The 19815-nt window shown below is 59.9% G+C and carries 15 protein-coding genes; all 15 read left to right on the forward strand.

Features of this window, described 5'->3' with window-relative positions:
- Window positions 1-52 precede the first annotated feature (52 nt).
- The 15 genes from mnmG (at window position 53) to PYK22_RS14110 (ending at window position 19812) form a co-directional block, all read left to right on the forward strand.
- A complete protein-coding gene (gene mnmG, locus PYK22_RS14045; RefSeq protein WP_041979114.1) occupies window positions 53-1930 on the forward strand; it encodes a tRNA uridine-5-carboxymethylaminomethyl(34) synthesis enzyme MnmG in 1878 nt (625 codons plus the stop codon).
- Window positions 1931-2718: 788 nt separating this feature from the next.
- Window positions 2719-3540, forward strand: a complete 822-nt coding sequence (locus PYK22_RS14050; RefSeq protein WP_041978245.1) for a ParA family protein — start codon at window positions 2719-2721, stop codon at window positions 3538-3540.
- Window positions 3473-4363 (forward strand): ParB/RepB/Spo0J family partition protein, encoded by an 891-nt coding sequence (locus PYK22_RS14055; RefSeq protein ID WP_041978248.1) that lies wholly within the window; start codon window positions 3473-3475, stop codon window positions 4361-4363. Before PYK22_RS14050 ends, PYK22_RS14055 begins: the two co-directional genes overlap by 68 nt.
- A 36-nt stretch (window positions 4364-4399) precedes the next feature.
- On the forward strand, window positions 4400-5419 hold the full coding sequence (selD, locus tag PYK22_RS14060) for a selenide, water dikinase SelD (RefSeq protein WP_083437872.1): 1020 nt from the start codon (window positions 4400-4402) through the stop codon (window positions 5417-5419).
- 440 nt (window positions 5420-5859) lie between these two features.
- Window positions 5860-6348 carry an ATP synthase F0 subunit B gene (locus tag PYK22_RS14065; RefSeq protein ID WP_041978251.1) on the forward strand — a complete coding sequence of 163 codons (489 nt, stop codon included), beginning with the start codon at window positions 5860-5862 and terminating at the stop codon, window positions 6346-6348.
- Between the two features lie 60 nt (window positions 6349-6408).
- Window positions 6409-6945, forward strand: a complete 537-nt coding sequence (locus PYK22_RS14070; protein WP_041978253.1) for a F0F1 ATP synthase subunit B family protein — start codon at window positions 6409-6411, stop codon at window positions 6943-6945.
- The gene (gene atpH / locus PYK22_RS14075; RefSeq protein WP_041978256.1) at window positions 6942-7490 is read left to right on the forward strand and encodes an ATP synthase F1 subunit delta; all 549 of its coding nucleotides are present in this window, start codon (window positions 6942-6944) and stop codon (window positions 7488-7490) included. Before PYK22_RS14070 ends, atpH begins: the two co-directional genes overlap by 4 nt.
- A 28-nt stretch (window positions 7491-7518) precedes the next feature.
- The gene (gene atpA / locus PYK22_RS14080; protein ID WP_083437873.1) at window positions 7519-9129 is read left to right on the forward strand and encodes a F0F1 ATP synthase subunit alpha; all 1611 of its coding nucleotides are present in this window, start codon (window positions 7519-7521) and stop codon (window positions 9127-9129) included.
- A 69-nt stretch (window positions 9130-9198) separates the two neighbouring features.
- Window positions 9199-10062 carry an ATP synthase F1 subunit gamma gene (gene atpG / locus PYK22_RS14085; protein ID WP_041978258.1) on the forward strand — a complete coding sequence of 288 codons (864 nt, stop codon included), beginning with the start codon at window positions 9199-9201 and terminating at the stop codon, window positions 10060-10062.
- Window positions 10063-10176: 114 nt separating this feature from the next.
- Window positions 10177-10662 carry a VanZ family protein gene (locus PYK22_RS14090; RefSeq protein ID WP_162199861.1) on the forward strand — a complete coding sequence of 162 codons (486 nt, stop codon included), beginning with the start codon at window positions 10177-10179 and terminating at the stop codon, window positions 10660-10662.
- Between the two features lie 95 nt (window positions 10663-10757).
- Window positions 10758-11891: an ROK family transcriptional regulator gene (locus PYK22_RS14095; RefSeq protein ID WP_041978263.1), complete on the forward strand. Its 1134-nt coding sequence runs from the start codon at window positions 10758-10760 to the stop codon at window positions 11889-11891.
- A 67-nt stretch (window positions 11892-11958) separates the two neighbouring features.
- The gene (locus PYK22_RS14100; RefSeq protein WP_041978265.1) at window positions 11959-14868 is read left to right on the forward strand and encodes a TonB-dependent receptor; all 2910 of its coding nucleotides are present in this window, start codon (window positions 11959-11961) and stop codon (window positions 14866-14868) included.
- An 89-nt stretch (window positions 14869-14957) separates the two neighbouring features.
- Entirely contained in the window at window positions 14958-15089 is a 132-nt protein-coding gene (locus PYK22_RS18200; protein ID WP_268871525.1) for a hypothetical protein, read from the forward strand.
- Window positions 15090-15172: 83 nt separating this feature from the next.
- Window positions 15173-16870 carry a sodium:solute symporter gene (locus tag PYK22_RS14105; RefSeq protein WP_041979119.1) on the forward strand — a complete coding sequence of 566 codons (1698 nt, stop codon included), beginning with the start codon at window positions 15173-15175 and terminating at the stop codon, window positions 16868-16870.
- Window positions 16871-17025: 155 nt separating this feature from the next.
- Window positions 17026-19812: a PIG-L family deacetylase gene (locus tag PYK22_RS14110; protein ID WP_162199862.1), complete on the forward strand. Its 2787-nt coding sequence runs from the start codon at window positions 17026-17028 to the stop codon at window positions 19810-19812.
- Window positions 19813-19815 lie beyond the last annotated feature (3 nt).

Genomic DNA, 19815 nt, shown 5'->3' on the forward strand with positions numbered 1-19815 from the left:
CGATCGATTTAATCCGCTGCGAGCATGTGGAGGTGATGGGGCCGTGAAGTTCATGGGTTTCGATGAGAGCTTCGATGTCATCGTTATAGGCGCTGGACACGCCGGCTGTGAAGCCGCTTCTGCCGCCGCGCGCATGGGGGCGGAGACTGCTCTTGTCACCCTCAGCCTCGACACAATCGGGCAGATGTCATGCAATCCGGCCGTCGGAGGCATCGCCAAGGGCCATCTTGTGCGTGAAATAGATGCCTTAGGCGGAATAATGGGGCGGGTCATCGATCGCACAGGTATTCAATTTCGTCTGCTCAATCGTTCGCGCGGCCCTGCCGTGCAAGCTCCGCGCGCACAGGCTGATCGCGCGCTTTATCGGGCGGAGATGCGCCGCACGCTTGAGGCCACGCCCAATCTCCACTTGCGCCAAGGATTGGTCATTGATCTGATCGTCACCGACGGGCGGATTCAAGGTGTAGAGTTGCAAGATACCCGCCGCTTACGTGCCAAAGCGGTTGTCCTCGCGACGGGGACCTTCTTAAACGGCCTCATACACACAGGCAGAAGGACTTATACGGCGGGGCGCGCAGGCGAGCCCGCGTCTATAGAATTGGCTGAAAGTTTGAAGCGACTCGGTTTCCCGGTCGGACGGCTGAAGACCGGCACCCCTCCGCGCCTCGATGGGCGGACCATAGACTGGTCGGTCTTCGAGCCACAGCCTGCGGATGAGCGCCCAGTCCCCTTCTCTTTCGCCACGGAGCGCATAGAGCAACCGCAGATTACATGCTATATCGGATACACCAATGAACGCGTGCATGAGACTATCCGCGCCAACATCCACGAATCTCCGCTCTACTCGGGCCAAATCAAAGGCATAGGTCCACGCTACTGTCCGTCCATTGAGGATAAGGTCGTCAAATTTCCCGACAAAACTCGGCATCAGCTCTTTCTCGAACCAGAAGGGTATGAAACTTACGAGGTCTATTTAAACGGTTTTTCAACCTCCATGCCCGCTGAATTGCAACAGGAGCTCGTCCACCAAATTGAAGGGTTGGAGGAGGCGCGTATAATCCGTCCCGGATATGCGATTGAATATGATTTCGTCGACCCGCGAGAGTTAACCCCGTTCTTGGAGACGACGCGCGTGCGCGGCCTTTTCTTCGCCGGACAGATCAACGGCACGACCGGATATGAGGAGGCGGCTTGTCAAGGTCTTATTGCAGGCATCAACGCAGCCCTCTTTGTGCGCGGGGAGCCGCTGTTCCGTTTGCGTCGAGAGGAATCATATATTGGCGTGCTCATCGATGACTTGATCACCAATGGCGTCGACGAGCCTTATCGCATGTTCACCTCACGATCGGAGAATCGATTGGCTCTGCGCTACGACACGGCGGATGCGCGGCTGGCTCCATACGGGCGGCGTCTCGGTTTGGTCGGCGATGAGGATTGGGAAAGGTTTAATCGCCGTCGGGAAAGGCTCGCAAGATTGCGCGCCGTGGTCGAGGGAACCCGCTTCAAGCGCTCCGATCCGACTTACGCGCAGCTTTCGCAGCGCCTCGGTCAGAATTTGGGAGATTCGATCACGCTCGCCCAACTGGCACAGCGTCCTGGCGCGCAACCTGATCTGATCTACGATCTGCTGCCACAGGAGGTTCGCACTCAGACGAGCCTAAGCGACTTGGAGACGGTTTTGGCCGATATCATCTACAGCGGCTACATCGAAGCACAGCGGGCGACAAACGAGCGCATAAACCAGCACGACCATATTCCTATCCCGGCCAACTTCAATTATCGAGCGATAAGCGGATTATCGCGTGAGATGGTTGAAAGGCTTGAGCGGGCTCGCCCAGAGACGTTCGGACAGGCAAGACGCATCCCTGGGATAACTCATGGGGCTTTGGCTACCCTGCTCGTCCATCTAAAGCTCAAGCGGGCAGCTTGAGGCGGAATGCACATACTCAAAGGCTCTCCCATGAGATCTGTATTGCATCCGCTGTCGGAGCGATGGCCTCGAACGCGCTCGCGATACTCAAAGGCTCTCCCATGAGATCTGTATTGCATAAAGGAAAAGCTCATGTGCTGTCGGTCGTCGATTCGACGATACGAACACGCAAAACTTCGACGCTTCGAGCGCTTCCCGCTTAATCGGCGAGGGCTGCCCGTGCTGCCCTTATTTGATCGAGCTAGACACGTAAGCGACGCGACGTGCGGCTCGCTCTCCAGCGCCACGCTGCCCTTTATTTGATCGAGCTAGACCTTTGCTCTCGCCATTTGATCGAGCTAGACCTTTGCTCTCGCCGAGCTTCCACGCAGGGCTCAAGTCGCCCGCCCACTTTCGCCGTTTCGCCGACCTCGAAGTCGCCGATCGGATTGGCCGGATTATGTTACACGTGAAACGCGAGTGGCTTACCCCGCGGGGATGAGTCACAGGCTGGCCGGATTATGTTACACGTGAAACGCCCGAAGCGGAATCCAAAATTCCTTCCTCGCGCTAGAATTCTGCCGAGCGCATTTAGCGGGGCCACCCGGAATCCCAAAACGCCTTCGATTGTGTTTCACGTGTAACGCGGGATGGTGCAAGGTGACAAAAGATGTGGGGCGTAGAGCCTTTTCGTGACCATCTTGCGCGCCGAACGTTCGAAGCGGCTGCACGGTGACAAAAAAATGTGGCGCGTAGAGCCTTTTCGTGATAGCTTATGCGCCTTCGAGCGAAGAGCGAGGTTTCGTGTCATGGCGAAAGTTATCGCGGTAGCTAATCAGAAGGGCGGTGTCGGAAAGACGACGACGGCGGTCAATCTTGCGGCTTGCTTGGCCGTGGGCGGCTTGCGCGTGCTCTTGATAGATGCGGATCCTCAAGCGAATGCCACTTCGGGCACGGGTATCGAGCGCGGCAGCTTTCGCCGAAGCCTCTATCACGTTTTGGTGCTCGGCGAGCCTTTGGCGAACATCATTCAGAGCAATGAGATACCTTTGCTGAAGATCGCTCCTTCAGAGCGGAATCTGACCGGCGCAGAGGTCGAATTGGTCGATGTGGAGAAACGTGAGTATCGTCTGCGCGCCGCGTTGCAGGATGTGAGGGGTGAATTCGATTACATCATCATCGATTGCCCGCCATCGCTGGGGCTGCTCACGCTTAACGCCCTCACCGCTGCCGATTCCCTGCTCGTTCCTATCCAATGCGAATATTTCGCGCTAGAAGGCGTGACGGAACTCTTCGATACCTTCGCTCGAATTCGCCGATCGCTCAATCCGAGCCTCGTCATCGAAGGTCTCCTGTTGACGATGTACGACGAGAGGACGAATCTCTCGGCGGCGGTGGCCGCTGATCTACGCGATTTTTATGGAAGTCAAGTCTTCGAGACGGTGATCCCGCGGAACGTTAGGTTGGCCGAAGCGCCCAGTTACGGTAAGCCCATCATCCTTTATGATCCGCGTTCACGCGGCGCAGAAAGCTATCTACAGTTAGCGAAGGAGGTCTTGGCGCATGACAAGAAGAGCTCTCGGCAGGGGCCTGAGCGCGCTGCTGTCGGATACACGGGCGATACCCAGTGATGAGTTGCTGGAAGTGGATCTCGACCTGATCGATCCGAGCGAGGTGCAACCGCGTACCAACTTCGACGAGGGTCGGTTAGACGATCTTGCGCAATCGATCCGCACGAACGGGATCGTTCAACCCCTTCTCGTGCGCAGACGCGAAGGGCGTTACCAGTTGATCGCTGGCGAGCGCCGCTGGCGCGCGGCGCGGAAAGCCGGTTTGAAAAAGGTCCCGGTTATCGTGCGCGAGGTGCCGGACGAAAAGCTGCTCGAACTCGCTCTGATCGAAAACATCCAGCGCCAAGAGTTGAATCCGATCGAGGAGGCGCACGCGTACAAGCGGCTGATCGACACCCTTGGATTGACGCAGGAGATGATCGCACAACGCATTGGCCGCGACCGCTCCTTCGTCGCCAACTACCTCAGACTTTTACGTCTCCCGCAAGAGATTCAGCGGCTTGTGGAAGAGGAGAAGCTCTCCATGGGCCATGCGCGCGCGCTGCTGGCAGTGGACGATCCGAAGATCCAACGCAAGTTGGCGGAGGATTGCGTCGCGCGTAACTTATCCGTGCGCGAGATGGAGCGGGCCGTCAAACGCGTCATCGCCGGAGTATCGCCATCCGCCGCGGTCGAAGATCGTCCGAAACAGGTAAAAGTGCTCGATCCGAATGTGCAGGCGGCGGAGAACAGGCTACGCCGATATCTGAGCACGAAAGTGCGCATAGTGCCGGATGCTCAAGGAGAAGGCGGGAGGATAGAGATCGAATATTACGATATGCGCGATCTCGATCGGATCTATCGCTTGCTGCTCGGGGCGGGCGATCGCGCCGCAGCGACTTGAAGAACGGGCCCTTTCGAAGTCGTTGTAGAAGGTAAAATGAAGAAACGGTTGACTGAAATGGTCTCATATGCTGGTTGAGTGGCTAAACTCGCGCCACGCGATCTCGTTCAGGTGCTGAGCGAGTTGCCGCCACAACCAAGCGACGCGAACGTACTCGTCGGGTACGAGAAGGCCGATGATGCCGGCGTATTTCGTCTGCGAGATGATGTTGCGTTAGTGCAAACAGTCGATTTCTTCACTCCGATTGCCGATGATCCGGAGACCTATGGGCGGATCGCCGCGATCAACTCTCTGAACGATATCTATGCGATGGGAGGCAGGCCGCTGACCGCGCTGGCGCTTGTTTGCTATCCCCAAAAGGAGGAGATGAGCGTGCTGAAGCGGATTTTGTCGGGCGGCCAGCGGACGATGAATGAAGAGGGGGTGATCGTCCTCGGCGGGCATTCGGTCGATGATGATCAGATAAAATTCGGCTATGCTGTGACGGGGCTCGTGCATCCCGATAAAGTGGTGAAAAACAGCGGCGCGAAGCCGGGCGATCTGTTGATCTTGACGAAGCCGTTGGGAACGGGAGCGATCACCACGGCGATTAAGCGCGGGGTTGCGAAGGAGGAGACGGTCTCCGCCGCGATGCGCGTGATGACGCAGTCGGCTGCGCGCGCAGCGGAGATGATGGTTCGAGTGGGCGCTCATGCATGTACGGACATCACCGGGTTCGGTTTAATCGGGCATGCTTATGAGTTGGCGCGCGCTAGCGGAGTGAGCTTGAGGATCGAAGCTGGGCGCGTACCGCTGCTTCCCGACGTATTGGAATTGATCTCACAAGGCATGCTGACGCGCGGTGACCGCAACAATCGCGCTTATGTGGGCGATGCGGTTGAGATTGCGCCATATGTTTCGCGCGAGATGCAAAGCGCCCTTTTCGACCCGCAGACGGCGGGCGGCCTACTGATAAGTCTCTCTCCCGCCGCTGCCGAGGAGTTTATCGGAAAAGTCGAGGCTTACATCATCGGTGAAGTGATCGAGCGCGATGGCCCTTTGATCCTGGTCGTTTGAGCGGGATGTTTTCAACGTCAAAGGCTTGAGCGATCCTGCCCTTTGTGGAGCATTTGGGCCTTATAGTGAATTATTCTGAGCGCCGGCGAAGTCTTCGGGCTGGTCCAAGATCGGGCGGGCAGCGCCGCCTTTCATCGCGCCATCAGTGATGAGCGCGCCCTGCGACCAATGGTTAAATCGGCTCGAAGGTTCGAACGCCGCGCAGGCTGCTGCAATCAAACGTCTGCGACTAAGCGGTAAGATCGGCTCGTTTCGAGCCTAGGATCCATTCCGCATTCGTTTGCGGATGGTTCGAGCCTAGGGGATCTGGGCTTGACGGCTTGTGAAATAGCGTGCTAAGCTTCCCACCTTTTAGCGGCGCGAGGCCATCCATCCGAATAGAAGAGTTTGATCTCAGGCATCTTGTTGTACTGGTCAGCGAAGTAACTTGAGGGCGCGTCATGATTCTGCTCATTTTGGCTGAAAACTCCATTCAACTTGTGCCCGATGGCACGCTCTTCTTTCACATCCTGCTGTTCCTCGTGATGATCGCCGCGTTGAACGTTTTGCTTTATAAGCCGGTGCTGCGCGTTCTCGAAGAGCGTGAGAGATTGACTGTGGGGCGCAGGCGCGAAGCGCGCGAGCTGCTGAATCGGGTGGATGAGAAGTTAGGGCGGTACGAGCGTGCGCTGCGCGAGGCGCGCGCCGAAGGCTATCGTTTGCTCGAACGCGTGCGCGCTGAGGCGATGGAGGAGCGGGAGAGGCGATTGAGCGAAGTGCGCGATGAGATCGCGCACTTGATCGCGCGTGAAAAGCTGGAGATCGCCAAGCAGGCCGAGGAGGCGCAGCGGATTTTAGAGCAGGAGTCGCGCCGGATCGCCGCCGAGATCGGTCGGCACATCCTTGGGCGCGCGGTCGGCGATGCGCCTTCTGCGCAATTACGGTTTTAGAGACTCGCGAGGCGCGATCGTTCGTTCGGTCGGGGCCAACGAGTTCATTGATGAGGATCCATGCACGACCTTTTGTCTGCGGCATTTCTTTTAGCGGCTGGGGAGAGCGGCTCGCTTCTTTATGATTACAATGCATGGCGCGTGCTGAATCTCCTGATCTTCGTCCTGGCGCTCTATTTCTTCTTGCGGCGCCCGATCGGAGAGGTCTTTCGCACGAGGCGCGAGGCGATCAAACGCGAGTTGGCGCAGGCTCGTCAGGAACGCGATGCGGCTTTAGCCAAGCTTCAAGAGGTCGAAGCGCGTCTGGCGCGGTTGGACCAGGAGGTGGCCGAAGCGCGTGCCGAGGCCGAGCGCGAGGCGGCCGAAGAGCGCGAGCGCATCAGGAGAACCACAGAGGAGGAGGCTCGCCGTTTACGGGATCAGGCCGAACGCGAGATAGAGGCGGCGGCCAAAGCGGCCCGCGCTCGCCTACGCGAATTTGCTGCCGAACAGAGCGTGCGGTTGGCTGAGGAGATGATCAGGCGCGAAATGCGTCCTGAGGACGAGGCTAGGTTGATAGGTCGATACGTTGAGGAACTCGGAGGTGATCGGCGTTGAGCGCCGCTGTTGCGAGAAGATATGCTGTAGCCTTGGCCGATGTCGTCTTCTCGCGCAACGAAGCGCGCGAAGTGCAGGAAGAACTGCTCGCATGGCAACGCATGATCGAGGAGCATGCGTTGTTGCTGGAAGTTTTCCGCAACCCGACGGTGCGTCGCGAGCAGAAGCGTAAGGTTTTGGAGTCGTTGATCGCGCGAACGAGAGTGCGGCAGACGACAGCCAACTTCTTACGGGTCCTTTTGCAGAATCATCGGCTCGCGCAATTGGAGGAGATCAATCGCTATTTCGCCGCGGAGCTCGATGCGCGTAAAGGCGTGATCTCAGCCCAGGTCACGACGGCGCGCCCTCTCGACGATGAAACTCGCGAGCGTTTGCGGGAGCGGCTCAAGGCGGTGACGGGGCGCGAGGTTCGTCTGCAGTTTACTATTGACCCGAATCTCATAGGGGGGATCGTAACGCGCATCGGCTCGACCGTTTATGACGGCTCAGTGCGAGGGCAGTTGCAGACGATTCGCGAGCGATTGATGGGCGAGGGGTTGAGTTAAGTTTTCAACGGTCTGTGGGAAGGAAGTCATGGAAGCGATCAAAGCCAACGAGATTAGCGAGATAATCAGACAGCAGGTCGAGAATTTCGAGGCCGGGGTGACGGTCGCCGAAATCGGCACGGTCATCAAAGTGGGAGATGGGATCGCCGAAATCTACGGCCTTGAGAAGGTCATGGCCGGTGAGTTGCTCGAATTCCCACACGACGTGCGCGGCCTGGCCTTGAACCTCGAAGAGGACAAGGTCGGCGCAGTGCTCTTCGGCGACTATCAGCTCATCAAAGAGGGCGATACCGTCCGCCGCACGCGGCGCATCATGGAGGTGCCTGTGGGCGAGGCGCTCATCGGGCGCGTGGTCAATGCGCTGGGCCAGCCGCTCGATGGCCGCGGGCCGATCGTCACCGAACACTATAACCCTGTGGAGAGGCTCGCGCCGGGCGTAGTCGATCGTCAGCCGGTGAAGGAGCCGCTGCAGACGGGACTCAAGGCGATCGACGCGATGATCCCCATCGGGCGCGGGCAGCGCGAGTTGATCATCGGCGACCGGCAGACGGGCAAAACCGCCATCGCCATCGACACGATCCTCAATCAAAAGGGCAAGGACGTCATCTGCATCTACGTCGCCATCGGGCAGAAGGCTTCGACGGTCGCGCAGGTGATCAAGACTTTACAGGATTACGGCGCGATGGACTATTCGATCGTGGTCACGGCCTCGGCTTCGGAGCCGGCGGCGATGCAGTATCTGGCCCCCTATGCGGGCGCGGCCATCGGCGAGTACTTCCGCGACACGGGCCGCCACGCTCTGACGATCTACGATGATCTATCGAAGCACGCGGCTGCTTACCGCGAGATCTCGTTGCTGTTGCGGCGTCCGCCGGGCCGCGAAGCTTATCCGGGCGACGTCTTCTATCTGCATTCGCGTTTGCTTGAACGCGCGGCCAAACTTTCGGATGCCAAGGGCGGCGGCTCGATGACTTCATTGCCCGTGATCGAAACGCAGGCGGGCGACATCTCCGCTTACATCCCGACCAACGTCATCTCGATCACCGACGGTCAGATCTTTCTCGAAACGGACCTGTTCAATGCGGGCATCCGTCCGGCGATCAACGTCGGCAACTCCGTTTCGCGCGTCGGCGGCGCGGCGCAGATCAAGGCGATGAAACAGGTCGCCGGCACGCTCCGGTTGGAACTGGCCCAGTATCGCGAGCTGGCTGCGTTCGCGCAGTTCGGCTCCGACCTCGACAAAGCGACGCAAGCGCAACTTGCGCGCGGTCAACGCCTGACCGAGATCCTGAAGCAGCCACAGTATCATCCGATGGACGTCGAAAAGCAGGTGCTGGTGATCTGGGCGGCGACCAATGGCTACGTCGATGACATACCGGTCGAGCAGGTGCGCCGCTTTGAGGCCGATCTCCTGCGTTTCGTCGAGAATTCGCATCCCGGCGTGTTGCGCGCCATCGCCGAGAAGAAGGCTTTGACCGATGAGATCATCGCCGATCTCAAGCGCGTGCTCGCCGACTTCAAAGAGACGTGGTGCGAGACTGGCGCCGCTCAGTCAGCGCGCTTTGCGACGAGCGGCGATGGCGCGCGCGGCGCGCGCGCTGCGGAACGCGCCGAAACGCCGGCGACCGTCGGCGCTTGATCTTCGGCTTTCGGCTGGCGATGAAGTGCTCGTTTCGACGGGCGATCCCGTGATCGGCTAGAGAGTGGTATGGCTAATCTTTTGGACATCCGTCGTCGCATTCGTTCGGTCAAGAACACGCAGCAGATCACGAAGGCGATGAAGATGGTTTCGGCGGCGAAGCTCAAACGCGCGCAGGATCGCGTCGTCGCGGCGCGACCCTATGCCGCCAAGATGACCCAGGTTCTGGGAAGGCTCGCCGCGCGCGCCGGCGACTCCTTTCACGATCCATTGCTCGACGAACGTGGCGATCAACACTACCTGCTCGTCTTGATCACGGCTGACAAGGGGCTAGCGGGCGCCTTCAACGCCAATTTGATCAAAGCCGCGCAGATCTTCTTGCAAGAGAACGCCGACAAACAGATCGAGCTTCTCGCCATCGGACGAAAGGGGCGCGACTTCTTCCGCCGCCGCCAGATCAACATCGTCGGCGAATACGTCGGGCTGACGGGCAAAGGAAGGATCGAACATGAGGAAGCGCTCGACGTCGCGCGCGACATCATGCGCCGGTTCACCGAGGACGAATCGCTCGATAAGGTCTTCATCATCTACAACGAGTTCAAGTCGGTGCTTCAGCAACGCGTCGTCGTCGAACAGCTTCTGCCCGTGCCGCGCGTCGAGACCGGACCACAACAGACAATCGAGTACATTTACGAACAGCCGCCAGCGGAGATCTTCGGACGCCTGCTTCCGCGCTATGTCGAAACGCAAGTCTTCCGCGCGCTTCTGGAGTCGGTCGCTTCCGAGCATGGCGCGCGCATGACAGCGATGGATTCAGCTACGAAGAACGCGGGCGAATTGATCAACCACCTGACTCTGACGATGAACCGCATTCGTCAGGCGGCGATCACCAAAGAGATCATCGAGGTCGTCTCAGGAGCGGCGGCGCTTTGACCGAGCGAACGTCGATCTGGCTTAACTGTTAGGATCAGCGGTCAAGAGAAGGGAAGCCAGAAGCTTCCCTTCTCGATTTTTGGCAGAAGGGGCTGAGCTGAAACCGAGCCGATGATGGAGGAGAGCGGAATCAAAGGGCGTTTTTGGCGATACGGACCGTTGATCGCGTGGATGCTGATGATCTTCTTCGCTTCGAGCGATGAGTTCTCCGCTGCCAACACTTCGCGCCTCATCGGTCCGCTCCTTCGCTGGCTCTTCCCCAATATGAGCGAAGAGACCCTCACGCTGATTCACCTCGCCATCCGCAAAGCTGCGCATTTCGCCGAATACGGCGTGCTCGCCCTCCTTGCGGCGCGCGCTTTCAGCACATCGTCGAAGGCCTGGCTGCGAAGCCGCTGGATTATCGCCTCCTTTTCGCTGGTGGTCTGCTACGCGCTGTTGGATGAGTATCGGCAGAGCTTCGTCCCAACGCGCACGCCGAGCATTTGGGATAGCCTGCTCGATACGGCTGGCGGGGTGAGCGCCTTGTTTGCGCTCACCCTGTGGCGCGCTTTGCGAAAGAGGTTCGATCGGATGAACTGCGGAGCGCAGCCGAATTGAGGCCGCCGGATCCGCTTGGAAAGAGCTTGACATGCGCCTCATGCTTTGTTAAAAGACTTAATAAAGTTTCTTGCTTAAGTTCCGAGAGGGGGCGCATGGCGAGCGTCGGGAAAATGGATGCGCAAGCGATGCGCGCGCACAACGCGCAGCGCCTGTTGCGCGCCGTGCGCAAACTCGGGACCGTTTCGCGCGCCGAACTTGCGCGCGCGACGCGACTGAGCCCGCCGACCGTTTCCGCGCTCGTCGAAAGGTTGCTCGACGCTGGGTTGCTCGAAGAGAAGGGTGAAGGCGCTTCCAACGGCGGAAGGAAGCCCGTGCTTCTCGGTTTCAACGCCAGCTGTGGCATCGTCATCGGGGCGAACATCGGCACCAATGCCATCCAGTTAGCGGCTGCGGACATGAATGGCCGCATCTTGAAGAAGCATTCTCTGGAGATCATCAAAGACACTCGTCCGCGCCCGTTGTTACGTCGTTTGGCCACCGCCGCGCAGAAAGCGCTTCGCGATTTTCCACACACGCCGTTGCTTGCCGTCGCCGTTGGCGCTCCGGGGATGACCGATGTCGCGCGCGGCATCGTCATCGAGGCGGCGAACTTGGAAGGGTGGACCGATGTCAACGTAGAAGCGATCTTGAGCGAACAGCTCGGCGCGCCGGTCATCGTCGATAACGACGTCAATCTGGCGGCTTTAGGCGAGCAGTGGTGCGGGCGAGCGCGCGGAGTGCACAACTTTGTCTTCATTTGGATGGACGCCGGGATCGGCGCCGGGATCGTCATCGAGGATCGTCTGCATCGCGGGCATCGCTGGCATGCTGGCGAGATAAGCCACATAAACGTCGATTTTCGCGAGTGGAACGTCGATTTCGGCGCCGCCGGTTACCTTGAGTTCTACGCGGGCGCGGTGCCCAAGTCGCGTCCGACGCGCGCGCCGCGGTTGAATGCGAGTTCGCTCGGCGACGAGAACGTTCTACGTCTCGGCGCGGCTGTGGCCAACATCGCGACCATTCTCGATCCAGAGTTGATCATCTTCGGCGGGCGTTTGGCCGCATCATCGCCGGACCTTTTACCGCGCGTGCGCGAGGTGGCCTCGCGTATCGTGCCGAACTGTCCGGAGATGATCCTGACGGAGCTGGGTGAAGAGGCGGCCCTGATGGGCAGCGTGCGGTTGGCGCTCGAGCGCGCGAACGAATCTTTGTACGAGTCATTGGGCCAGCGCGTGCAAGTGAAGTAGGGCTGCGCTTGGTGAGTTAGGGATCGCGTCTTGGGCTGTTGAGATCGTTTTCGGAGGAGGAGAGCTTATGTTACGGTCGAGACTCGCGGCAAGCTTGCTTTTGTTGATCGGCCTCGCATTTCAAACGGCGCATGCGCAATCGCAAGCGCTCAACGGACAGATCGAAGGTTCCGTCAAGGACGCGAGCGGTGCGGTCATCGCTGGCGCTAGTGTCACGATCACGAACATAGAGACGGGCGCGACGCGCACGGTCCAAACGGACGAGAGCGGGTTTTACCGCGCGCCGCTGCTGCCGCTTGGAACCTATCGCGTCACGGCGGAAGCCGCAGGGTTCAAGCGGCTCGTGCGCGAGGGGATCACGCTCACGGCGGGGCAGACGGCGACGATCGATTTAACGCTCGAGCCGGGCGGCGTCACCGAAACGGTCACCGTCAACAGCGACGCGCCGATCGCGGATCCGGCGAAGATTGAGATGGGGCGCGTCATCAACGAGCGCGAGGTGACCAATCTTCCGCTCGTTTCGCGCAACCCATACAACTTTGCGCTGCTTCAAGCGAACGTCGTCGGGCGGCCCAACGTCGAGTTCGGCGTGCCGCGCATCAGCGCCAACGGTTATGCGCGGCGGATCAACTATCAGCTCGATGGCAACTACAACACGCAATCGGACCGCGCCGGTATCCGCCTGATGCCGATCTCAGAGCTTTTCATCGGCGAAGTCCAAGTCGTGACGAACGGCTTCGCCCCGGAGTTCGGCAACACGCCCGGCGTGGTCTTCAACGCGGTGACGCGCGCCGGGACGAACGAGTATCGCGGCACGGTCGGGTATCGCTTCCGGCGCACGCCCTTTTCGTCGCGCCCCTTCTTCTCCGATCCGACCAAGCCGAAGCCGGAGACGAAAGTCGATGATTACACGGCGGCGTTGGGCGGCCCCATCATCCGCGACCGTTGGCACTTCTACGCGGGATTCGAGCGCGTCATGCGCGATCTGGCGGGCGAGCCGCAGCGCGTCATCACGATCAGCAAGGCGGACCAAGCGGCGTTGATCGCTGCCGGCGTCAGTCCGAACGCTTTCCCGAACTCGATTCCGGCTTCGCAGAAGGTCGGCTTCTTCATCGTCCGCACGGATGCGCAACTGACGGACAAGCATCGCCTCGTCGGGCGTTTCAACCTGTTCCGCAACACGTCGCCGAACAACATCGCTGGTGGCACGACGACGCTCGAGCGGAGCATAGATTTCATTGACCGCGCCGATTCGGTCGGATTGCAGCTCGTTTCGACCTTTTCGCCCGTCGTCCTCAATGAACTACGTTATCAGTATGCGCGGCGCAAATCCGAGAACTTGCCAAACGAAAACTCCGGCAGCGGCCCTTCGATCTTGATCTCGGGCATCGCCGCTTTCGGCGCGCCGGAGAACGCCAACACGATCGCGCCGCTTGAAGTGTCGAACCAATTGCTTGACAACGTGACGATCACGCGCGGCCTGCACACGATCAAATTCGGCGCCGGTTTCAACCGCGTTCGTCAGACGCAGCGTGCGGGCGTGTTCGCGCGTTATACCTTTCCATCGATCGCGGCCTATGTGGCGGCGAAGAGCGGAGCGAACCCTTTCAGCTACACGCAGTACACAGAGACGCTCGGCGATCCAAGCATCACCGTCCCGGCTACCTTTTATCAAGCTTTCGTGCAAGATGATTGGAAGGCCACTTCGCGCCTGAAGATCAACTACGGCGTGCGCTATGACCTTTATGCTGTGCCGGATGGAGATCCAAACGCGCCGCTCGAGTTTTCGCGCCACTTCCACACGGATAAGAACAATTTCGCGCCGCGGCTCGGCATCGTCTATGCCTTGCGCGAAGGGGTTCTTCCGACCGTCTTGCGCGCGAGCGCCGGACTCTACTACGAGCAGCCGTGGCTCGACATCTACCGGCGCGCATTGCAGAACAACGGCAATCCGCGTTTCGTCACTTTCGCCGTCGGTCCGAGCGGTGTGGGTGCGCCGCGCTTTCCGAACACGCTCGGATCTCTCCCGTCTGGAGCGACATTGCCGCGCCAGAGCATCGAAGCCGTCTCGCCCGATTACGAAAACCTCGTCGCTTTCCACACGAACTTGCAGTTGGAACAGGCGCTGTCGCCGAATCTTTCGCTGACCGTCGGCCTTATCAACTCGCGCGGGACGCACTTGCCCGTCTATCGCAACATCAATCCGATCAATCCGATCGGATTTTTGGCCGATGGTCGCCCTGTGTTCAGCACCACGGTGAGTCCGACGACGCGCCTCTATCCGCAATTCAACAACGTGTTGATGGTCGAATCGGTCGGCACGTCGAACTACACGGCGGGGACGCTCGTGCTCAGCAAGCGTTTCTCATCGGGCTATCAATTCAGCGCGAATTACACCTATTCGCACGCGATCGACGACGCTCCGGAGCAGAACCTCGTTGCCGCGACAAGCTACGTGCTGTCCGATCCGACGAACCGGCGCCGCGATCGCGGGAACGCTTTCGCCGATCAGCGCCACACGTTCGTCCTGAGCTTCGTCGGGCGACCGACTTTCAATCTCGAGAGCGGATTCTGGCGGAGCGTGCTCAACGATAATCAATTGGGGATCATCGCGACGGCCAACAGCGGCGAGACTTTCAACATCACGACGGGGCGCGATTTGAATGGAGACGGAGTCGGCACCGCTGGCGATGCGGATCGTCCGCTCTTCATCGGGCGCAACACGGGGCGCACGCCGCACCAGTTCAACGTCGATCTTCGTTACACGCGCTTCGTGCGTTTCAGCGAGCGTTTCAATTTGGAGATCTTCGGCGAGTTCATCAACGTCTTCAACATCAACAGCATCGTTTCGGTCAACGGCATCGTGCCGACCAATCCGGATGGGAGTTTGACCGGGCCGCTGCCCGATTTCACGAAACGCAATCCGGTCGGAACGGACAGCCGGCAGTTTCAGCTTGGCTTCAAGTTCAACTTTTGAGGGCTTTCGCTCCAAGTCTAAGCTTGTAAAGCTTTCAATTCGACCTTTGGGGATGGGTGTCGGCTTTGAGCGAGCATAGATTCCGCCCTATGAGCACTGATGATTTCAGAGCGCAGCGGGAAGAGGATGCGCGTTGGCATCGCGTGTACTTTGCGGTCATCGTTTACACAGTGATGCTGATCGGCGCGCTTTGGCTCTTCTCCGCCGTTTTTTCGCGCTAATTTTCTGGACCAGCGTCCGAGGCGCGAAGTCCGAACTTTTTCATCATGCGCGCCCGTCGGCGCGCAAAGGAGACCGATGGCGCATGAGTTGGATTGACTGGGCGGTGGTCGTCGTCTACCTCGTCTACATCGTTTGGGATGGCGTGCGACTTTCGAAGCACAGCGGCAAGGTCGAAGGCTACTTCCTCGCCGACCGAAGTCTGCCTTGGTGGGCCGTCGGTCTTTCGGTGATGGCGACGCAGTTATCGGCGATCACGCTCGTCGGCACGACCGGACAGGCGTTCGCCGACGGCATGCGTTTCATCCAGTTCTACTATGGGCTGCCGTTTGCGATGGTGATCCTCTGCATGACGGCGGTGCCATTTTTTTATCGCGCCAAAGTCTTCACGGCCTACGAGTATCTCGAACGTCGCTTCGACGCGCGCACGCGCACGCTGACCAGTTTCTTCTTTCTCCTATCGCGCGGTTTGGGCGTCGGCGTGATCATCGCCGCTCCTTCCGTCATCCTTTCGATCGTGCTCGGTTGGAGCGAAGCGGCGACCGTCTTCGCGATGGGATTGACGACGACCCTTTACACGATGGCCGGCGGCGTGCAGGCCGTCACGTGGACCGATGTCAAGCAGATGGTCATCATCTTCGTCGGTCTGGGCGTCTGTCTTTTCGTCATCCTGTCGAAGTTCCCGGCGGGCGTAGCCTTCACGGATGCGCTTCACCTAGCGGGCGCGGCGGGGCGTTTGACGACCGTGGACGCGCGGTTCAGTTTGCAGGAGAGTTACACGCTCTGGTCCGGTCTGATCGGCGGACTCTTCTTGATGCTCTCTTACTTCGGTTGCGATCAGAGCCAAGTGCAAAGGTATCTGACGGCGCGTTCGGTGAATGAAGGGCGCACGTCGCTCCTGATGAGCGCCTTCATCAAGATCCCTATGCAGTTCTTCATTCTGCTCATCGGCGTGCTGGTCTTCGTCTTTTATCTATTCGAGCGACCGCCGCTCATCTTCAATCGCGTTGAAGCGCAGCGCGTCGAGCGGCATCGAACGCTCGATTATCAGCGGTTGAGCGCGGAATACGAAGCGGCTCACGCGGCGCGCGAACGCGCGGCCATCGAATATGTGCGCGCGCTACGCGATGCGTCGTCTTCGGATTCGGAACATGCAAGGAGCGAATATCTCGCAGCGGAGCGTGCTTTCGAGGAAGTGCGCGAAAAGGGGCTGGAAGCGGCGAAGGTCGAAAGCGGCAATCGCAGTTTCACGGACGTGAACTACGTCTTTCCGACCTTCGTCGTTCAGTACATGCCGGTGGGCGTCGTCGGGTTGATCATCGCGGCGATCTTCGCCGCGGCGATGTCGAGCATCTCGGCGGAATTGAACGCGCTCGCGACCGCCTCGGTGATTGACATCTATCGCCGTCACTTCAAACCTGAAGCGGCTGATCGGCATTACGTTTTGGTCGGACGTTTGGCGACCGCGTTCTGGGGCGTTTTCGCGTGCATCGTTGCGCTCTATTCGACTTCGCTCGGTTCGCTGATCGAAGTCGTCAATCGTTTCGGCTCGTTCTTCTATGGCTCACTGCTCGGCGTCTTCGTCCTCGCTTTCGCCGTGCCGCGCGCGACGGGGCGCGGCGCTTTCTGGGGGCTGCTGCTCGGCATCGTTTCGGTGTGGATCGCGAGCCGCTACACGGAGATCGCCTTTTTGTGGTTCAACGTCATCGGCTGCGCGGTTGTCGTCATCGTCGGGACGCTTCTCAGCTTGACGGACAAAAAGGTCAGAGCGCGTTCGTTCTGACCGTCGGCGAGGCGTCTTGCGAATTCATCCCGCGCGGCGCACCGGTCGAGAAGATGCTTGCGTCAGGTCTGATGGATCGCATGATGAAGCTAAAGCTTGGGCGCGCAAGGTTGGAAGGTGCTTTCGGCAAGACTGATGGATCGCATGGAGAGGATATGAAAAGAGTCGGTCATTTCGCGAAGGGCGCTTCGCTTCGCCTTTTATCTTCGTTCTGCGCGATCGCGATCATTTTAGCGTCGCTTCAGGTAGAGCGCGCGCAAGTGCGTTCGCCTTATGATGATGGCGCTTTCGCGCTGGGCCAGTTGCTTGTGCGTTTGCAGACCACGGCGAGCGCGCTTCACACGGGCGCGCATCCCGATGACGAAGATTCGGCGCTCATCGCGCGGCTTGCGCGCGGCGATGGGGCGCGCGTGGCCTATCTTGCGCTCAATCGCGGCGAGGGCGGACAGAACATCATCGGTCCAGAATTGTTCGAAACGCTCGGCGTGATTCGCACCGAAGAGTTATTGCAGGCGCGTCGGCTCGACGGCGGCGAGCAGTTCTTCACGCGCGCTTTCGATTTCGGCTTTACAAAGACGCGCGCGGAAGCCGCCGCGCGTTGGGGCGAGCGCGAGATTCTGGCCGACATGGTGCGCGTCATCCGGCTCTTTCGCCCGCTCGTCATCATCGCGCGGTTTACGGGCACGCCCGCCGATGGCCACGGTCAACATCAGCTCGCCGGTTATCTCACTCCGCTCGCCTTTCGCTTGGCCGCCGATCCGAAGGCTTTCCCCGAGCAGCTTGCTGAAGGGTTACGTCCATGGCGTGCGCTCAAGATTTACGTGAGCGAAGGATTTCGGCGCGGCGCCGATCCAAACAACCGTCCGACGCTGCTGCTCGACACGGGGCGGCACGATGAGTTGCTCGGTCGCAGTTACTTCGAGATCGCGATGTACGGGCGCAGCCAGCACAAATCGCAGGAGATGGGGACGCTCGAGCTTCTCGGTCCACAAACCTCGGGCGTGCGCTTGCTCGAAAGCGCCGCGGGCGCGGGCGATGAGCGGAGCGTCTTCGATGGCATCGACGTGACGATCCGCGGCATCGCACAGTTGGCTGGGATACGCGATGCGCGCATCATCGAACGGCTCGGCGTCATACAGGATCTTGCGCGGCGCGCTCTGCGCGAGTTCGATGCGATGGAACCGCGCAAGCTCATCCCCATCCTCGCCGAAGGGTTGCGACGGACGCGCGAATTGCGCGCAAGCTTGCGCGCGAGCGGCGAGAGCGAAGAGGCGAAGTATGAGGCCGACTTCCTGCTCGCGCAGAAGGAAGCGCAGTTCTCCGAAGCGCTGTGGCGCGCGGCGGCGATCAGAGTTGACGCATTGGCCGATGACGAAACGGTGGTTGCAGGGGATCGATTGAACGTTACGGCGCGCGTCTTTCTGTCGGACGAGAGGGCGGTTGAGATCAAAGCGATTCGTTTGCGCGCGCCTGCCGGTTGGCGCCTCGAAGAGGTCGCTCCTGAATCGAACGCCCTTTTGGTCGCGAGCGAGTTTGAAGGGCGCGAGACGCCGCAGCATCAAGCGCGCTTTCGCATCACCGTGCCCGATGGCGAAGGGCCGACGATGCCGTACTGGTTGCGCGAGCCGCGCGATGGGGACCTTTTCCGCTGGACGAGCGATGCGCCGAAAGCTAGGCCCTTCGATGCGCCGCTCGTCAGCGCTGAAGTCGAAGCGGTAATCGGAGGCGAGCCGGTCACCATTACCGCGCCGGTCCAGTACCGTTACGCCGATCCGGTTCGTGGCGAGATCAGGCGCGAGATCAACGTCGTGCCGATGGTTTCGGTCGCGCTCGATCCCGAGTTGGTCATCGTTCCGACTTCGGCGCAAGAGACAGAGCGGCGCGTCTTCGTGCGACTTTCGAGCAACGCTTCGCGCGCTGTCAACGGGCGGGTGAGCTTGCATGTGCCCACTGGTTGGCGCGTTGAGCCGGCTTCGGCTCCATTCGCGCTCGAACGTAAAGGCGAAAAGGGAACGCTCGTCTTCACGGTGCGCGTTCCCGGCGGCGCGCGCGCCGATGCTTACTCTATCAGCGCCGAAGCCGAGATCGAGGGGCGAAGGTTCGCCCTTGCGGAGCGCGAGATCAGCTACCCGCACATTCAGACGCATCGCGTTTACGCGCCGGCGCAGGCCACGTTTCGCGTATTCGATTTGAAGGTCGCGCCCGTGCGCGTCGGTTACATCATGGGAAGCGGCGACCGCGTGCCCGAAGCGATCAGGCAGATGGGACTGGACGTGACTTTGCTCAACGAAGATGATCTGGCGGTTGGCGATCTTGCGCGTTTCGATGTGATCGTCGTTGGCATTCGTGCGTCGCAAGTTCGGCCCGATTTTGTCGCCAACAACCGTCGGTTGCTCGATTACGTGCGGCAGGGCGGAACGCTGATCGTGCAGTACCAACGGCCCGATTACGTCGAGCGCGGGCTGGCTCCGTTTCCGGCGAAGATGGCGGCGCGGGTCACGGACGAGAACGCGCCGGTGAAGATACTTGTGCCTGATCATCCGGCTTTCAACTTCCCGAACAAGATCACGGCGGATGATTGGCGCGGTTGGGTGCAAGAACGAAGCCTCTACAACTTCACGACTTACGATGCGCGCTATGTGCCGCTTCTTGAATCGCACGACGCGGGCGAGCCGCCGCAGACGGGCGGCGAAGTTTACGCCGAGATCGGACGCGGCAAGTATGTCTACACGTCTTATGCTTGGTTCAGGCAGTTGCCCGCGGGCGTGCCCGGCGCATACAGGTTATTCGCCAACCTGCTAAGTTTGGCGAAAGCGCCATCACGTGTTGAGCGAAGCCGTGCGGTGAAGATCGATTCCCGACGTTTCGCGGAAAGTCAGACGGCTCGCGTTTCGTCAAGCCGAAAGCTTTCGGCTTCGGCGCAAGCTGGCGGGACGCGGTGAGGA

The sequence above is a fragment of the Pyrinomonas methylaliphatogenes genome (assembly GCF_000820845.2).
Taxonomy (GTDB): domain Bacteria; phylum Acidobacteriota; class Blastocatellia; order Pyrinomonadales; family Pyrinomonadaceae; genus Pyrinomonas; species Pyrinomonas methylaliphatogenes.

Excerpts from the sequence above, each read along its gene's own strand:
- PYK22_RS14105 (WP_041979119.1), top strand. The coding sequence starts at position 15,173 with ATGAGTTGGATTGACTGGGCGGTGGTCGTCGTCTACCTCGTCTACATC.
- PYK22_RS14065 (WP_041978251.1), top strand. The coding sequence starts at position 5,860 with ATGATTCTGCTCATTTTGGCTGAAAACTCCATTCAACTTGTGCCCGAT.
- atpG (WP_041978258.1), top strand. The coding sequence starts at position 9,199 with ATGGCTAATCTTTTGGACATCCGTCGTCGCATTCGTTCGGTCAAGAAC.
- PYK22_RS14090 (WP_162199861.1), top strand. The coding sequence starts at position 10,177 with ATGGAGGAGAGCGGAATCAAAGGGCGTTTTTGGCGATACGGACCGTTG.
- PYK22_RS18200 (WP_268871525.1), top strand. The coding sequence starts at position 14,958 with ATGAGCACTGATGATTTCAGAGCGCAGCGGGAAGAGGATGCGCGTTGG.
- mnmG (WP_041979114.1), top strand. The coding sequence starts at position 53 with ATGGGTTTCGATGAGAGCTTCGATGTCATCGTTATAGGCGCTGGACAC.
- PYK22_RS14050 (WP_041978245.1), top strand. The coding sequence starts at position 2,719 with ATGGCGAAAGTTATCGCGGTAGCTAATCAGAAGGGCGGTGTCGGAAAG.
- atpA (WP_083437873.1), top strand. The coding sequence starts at position 7,519 with ATGGAAGCGATCAAAGCCAACGAGATTAGCGAGATAATCAGACAGCAG.
- PYK22_RS14110 (WP_162199862.1), top strand. The coding sequence starts at position 17,026 with ATGAAAAGAGTCGGTCATTTCGCGAAGGGCGCTTCGCTTCGCCTTTTA.
- PYK22_RS14070 (WP_041978253.1), top strand. The coding sequence starts at position 6,409 with ATGCACGACCTTTTGTCTGCGGCATTTCTTTTAGCGGCTGGGGAGAGC.
- PYK22_RS14095 (WP_041978263.1), top strand. The coding sequence starts at position 10,758 with ATGGCGAGCGTCGGGAAAATGGATGCGCAAGCGATGCGCGCGCACAAC.
- PYK22_RS14055 (WP_041978248.1), top strand. The coding sequence starts at position 3,473 with ATGACAAGAAGAGCTCTCGGCAGGGGCCTGAGCGCGCTGCTGTCGGAT.
- PYK22_RS14100 (WP_041978265.1), top strand. The coding sequence starts at position 11,959 with ATGTTACGGTCGAGACTCGCGGCAAGCTTGCTTTTGTTGATCGGCCTC.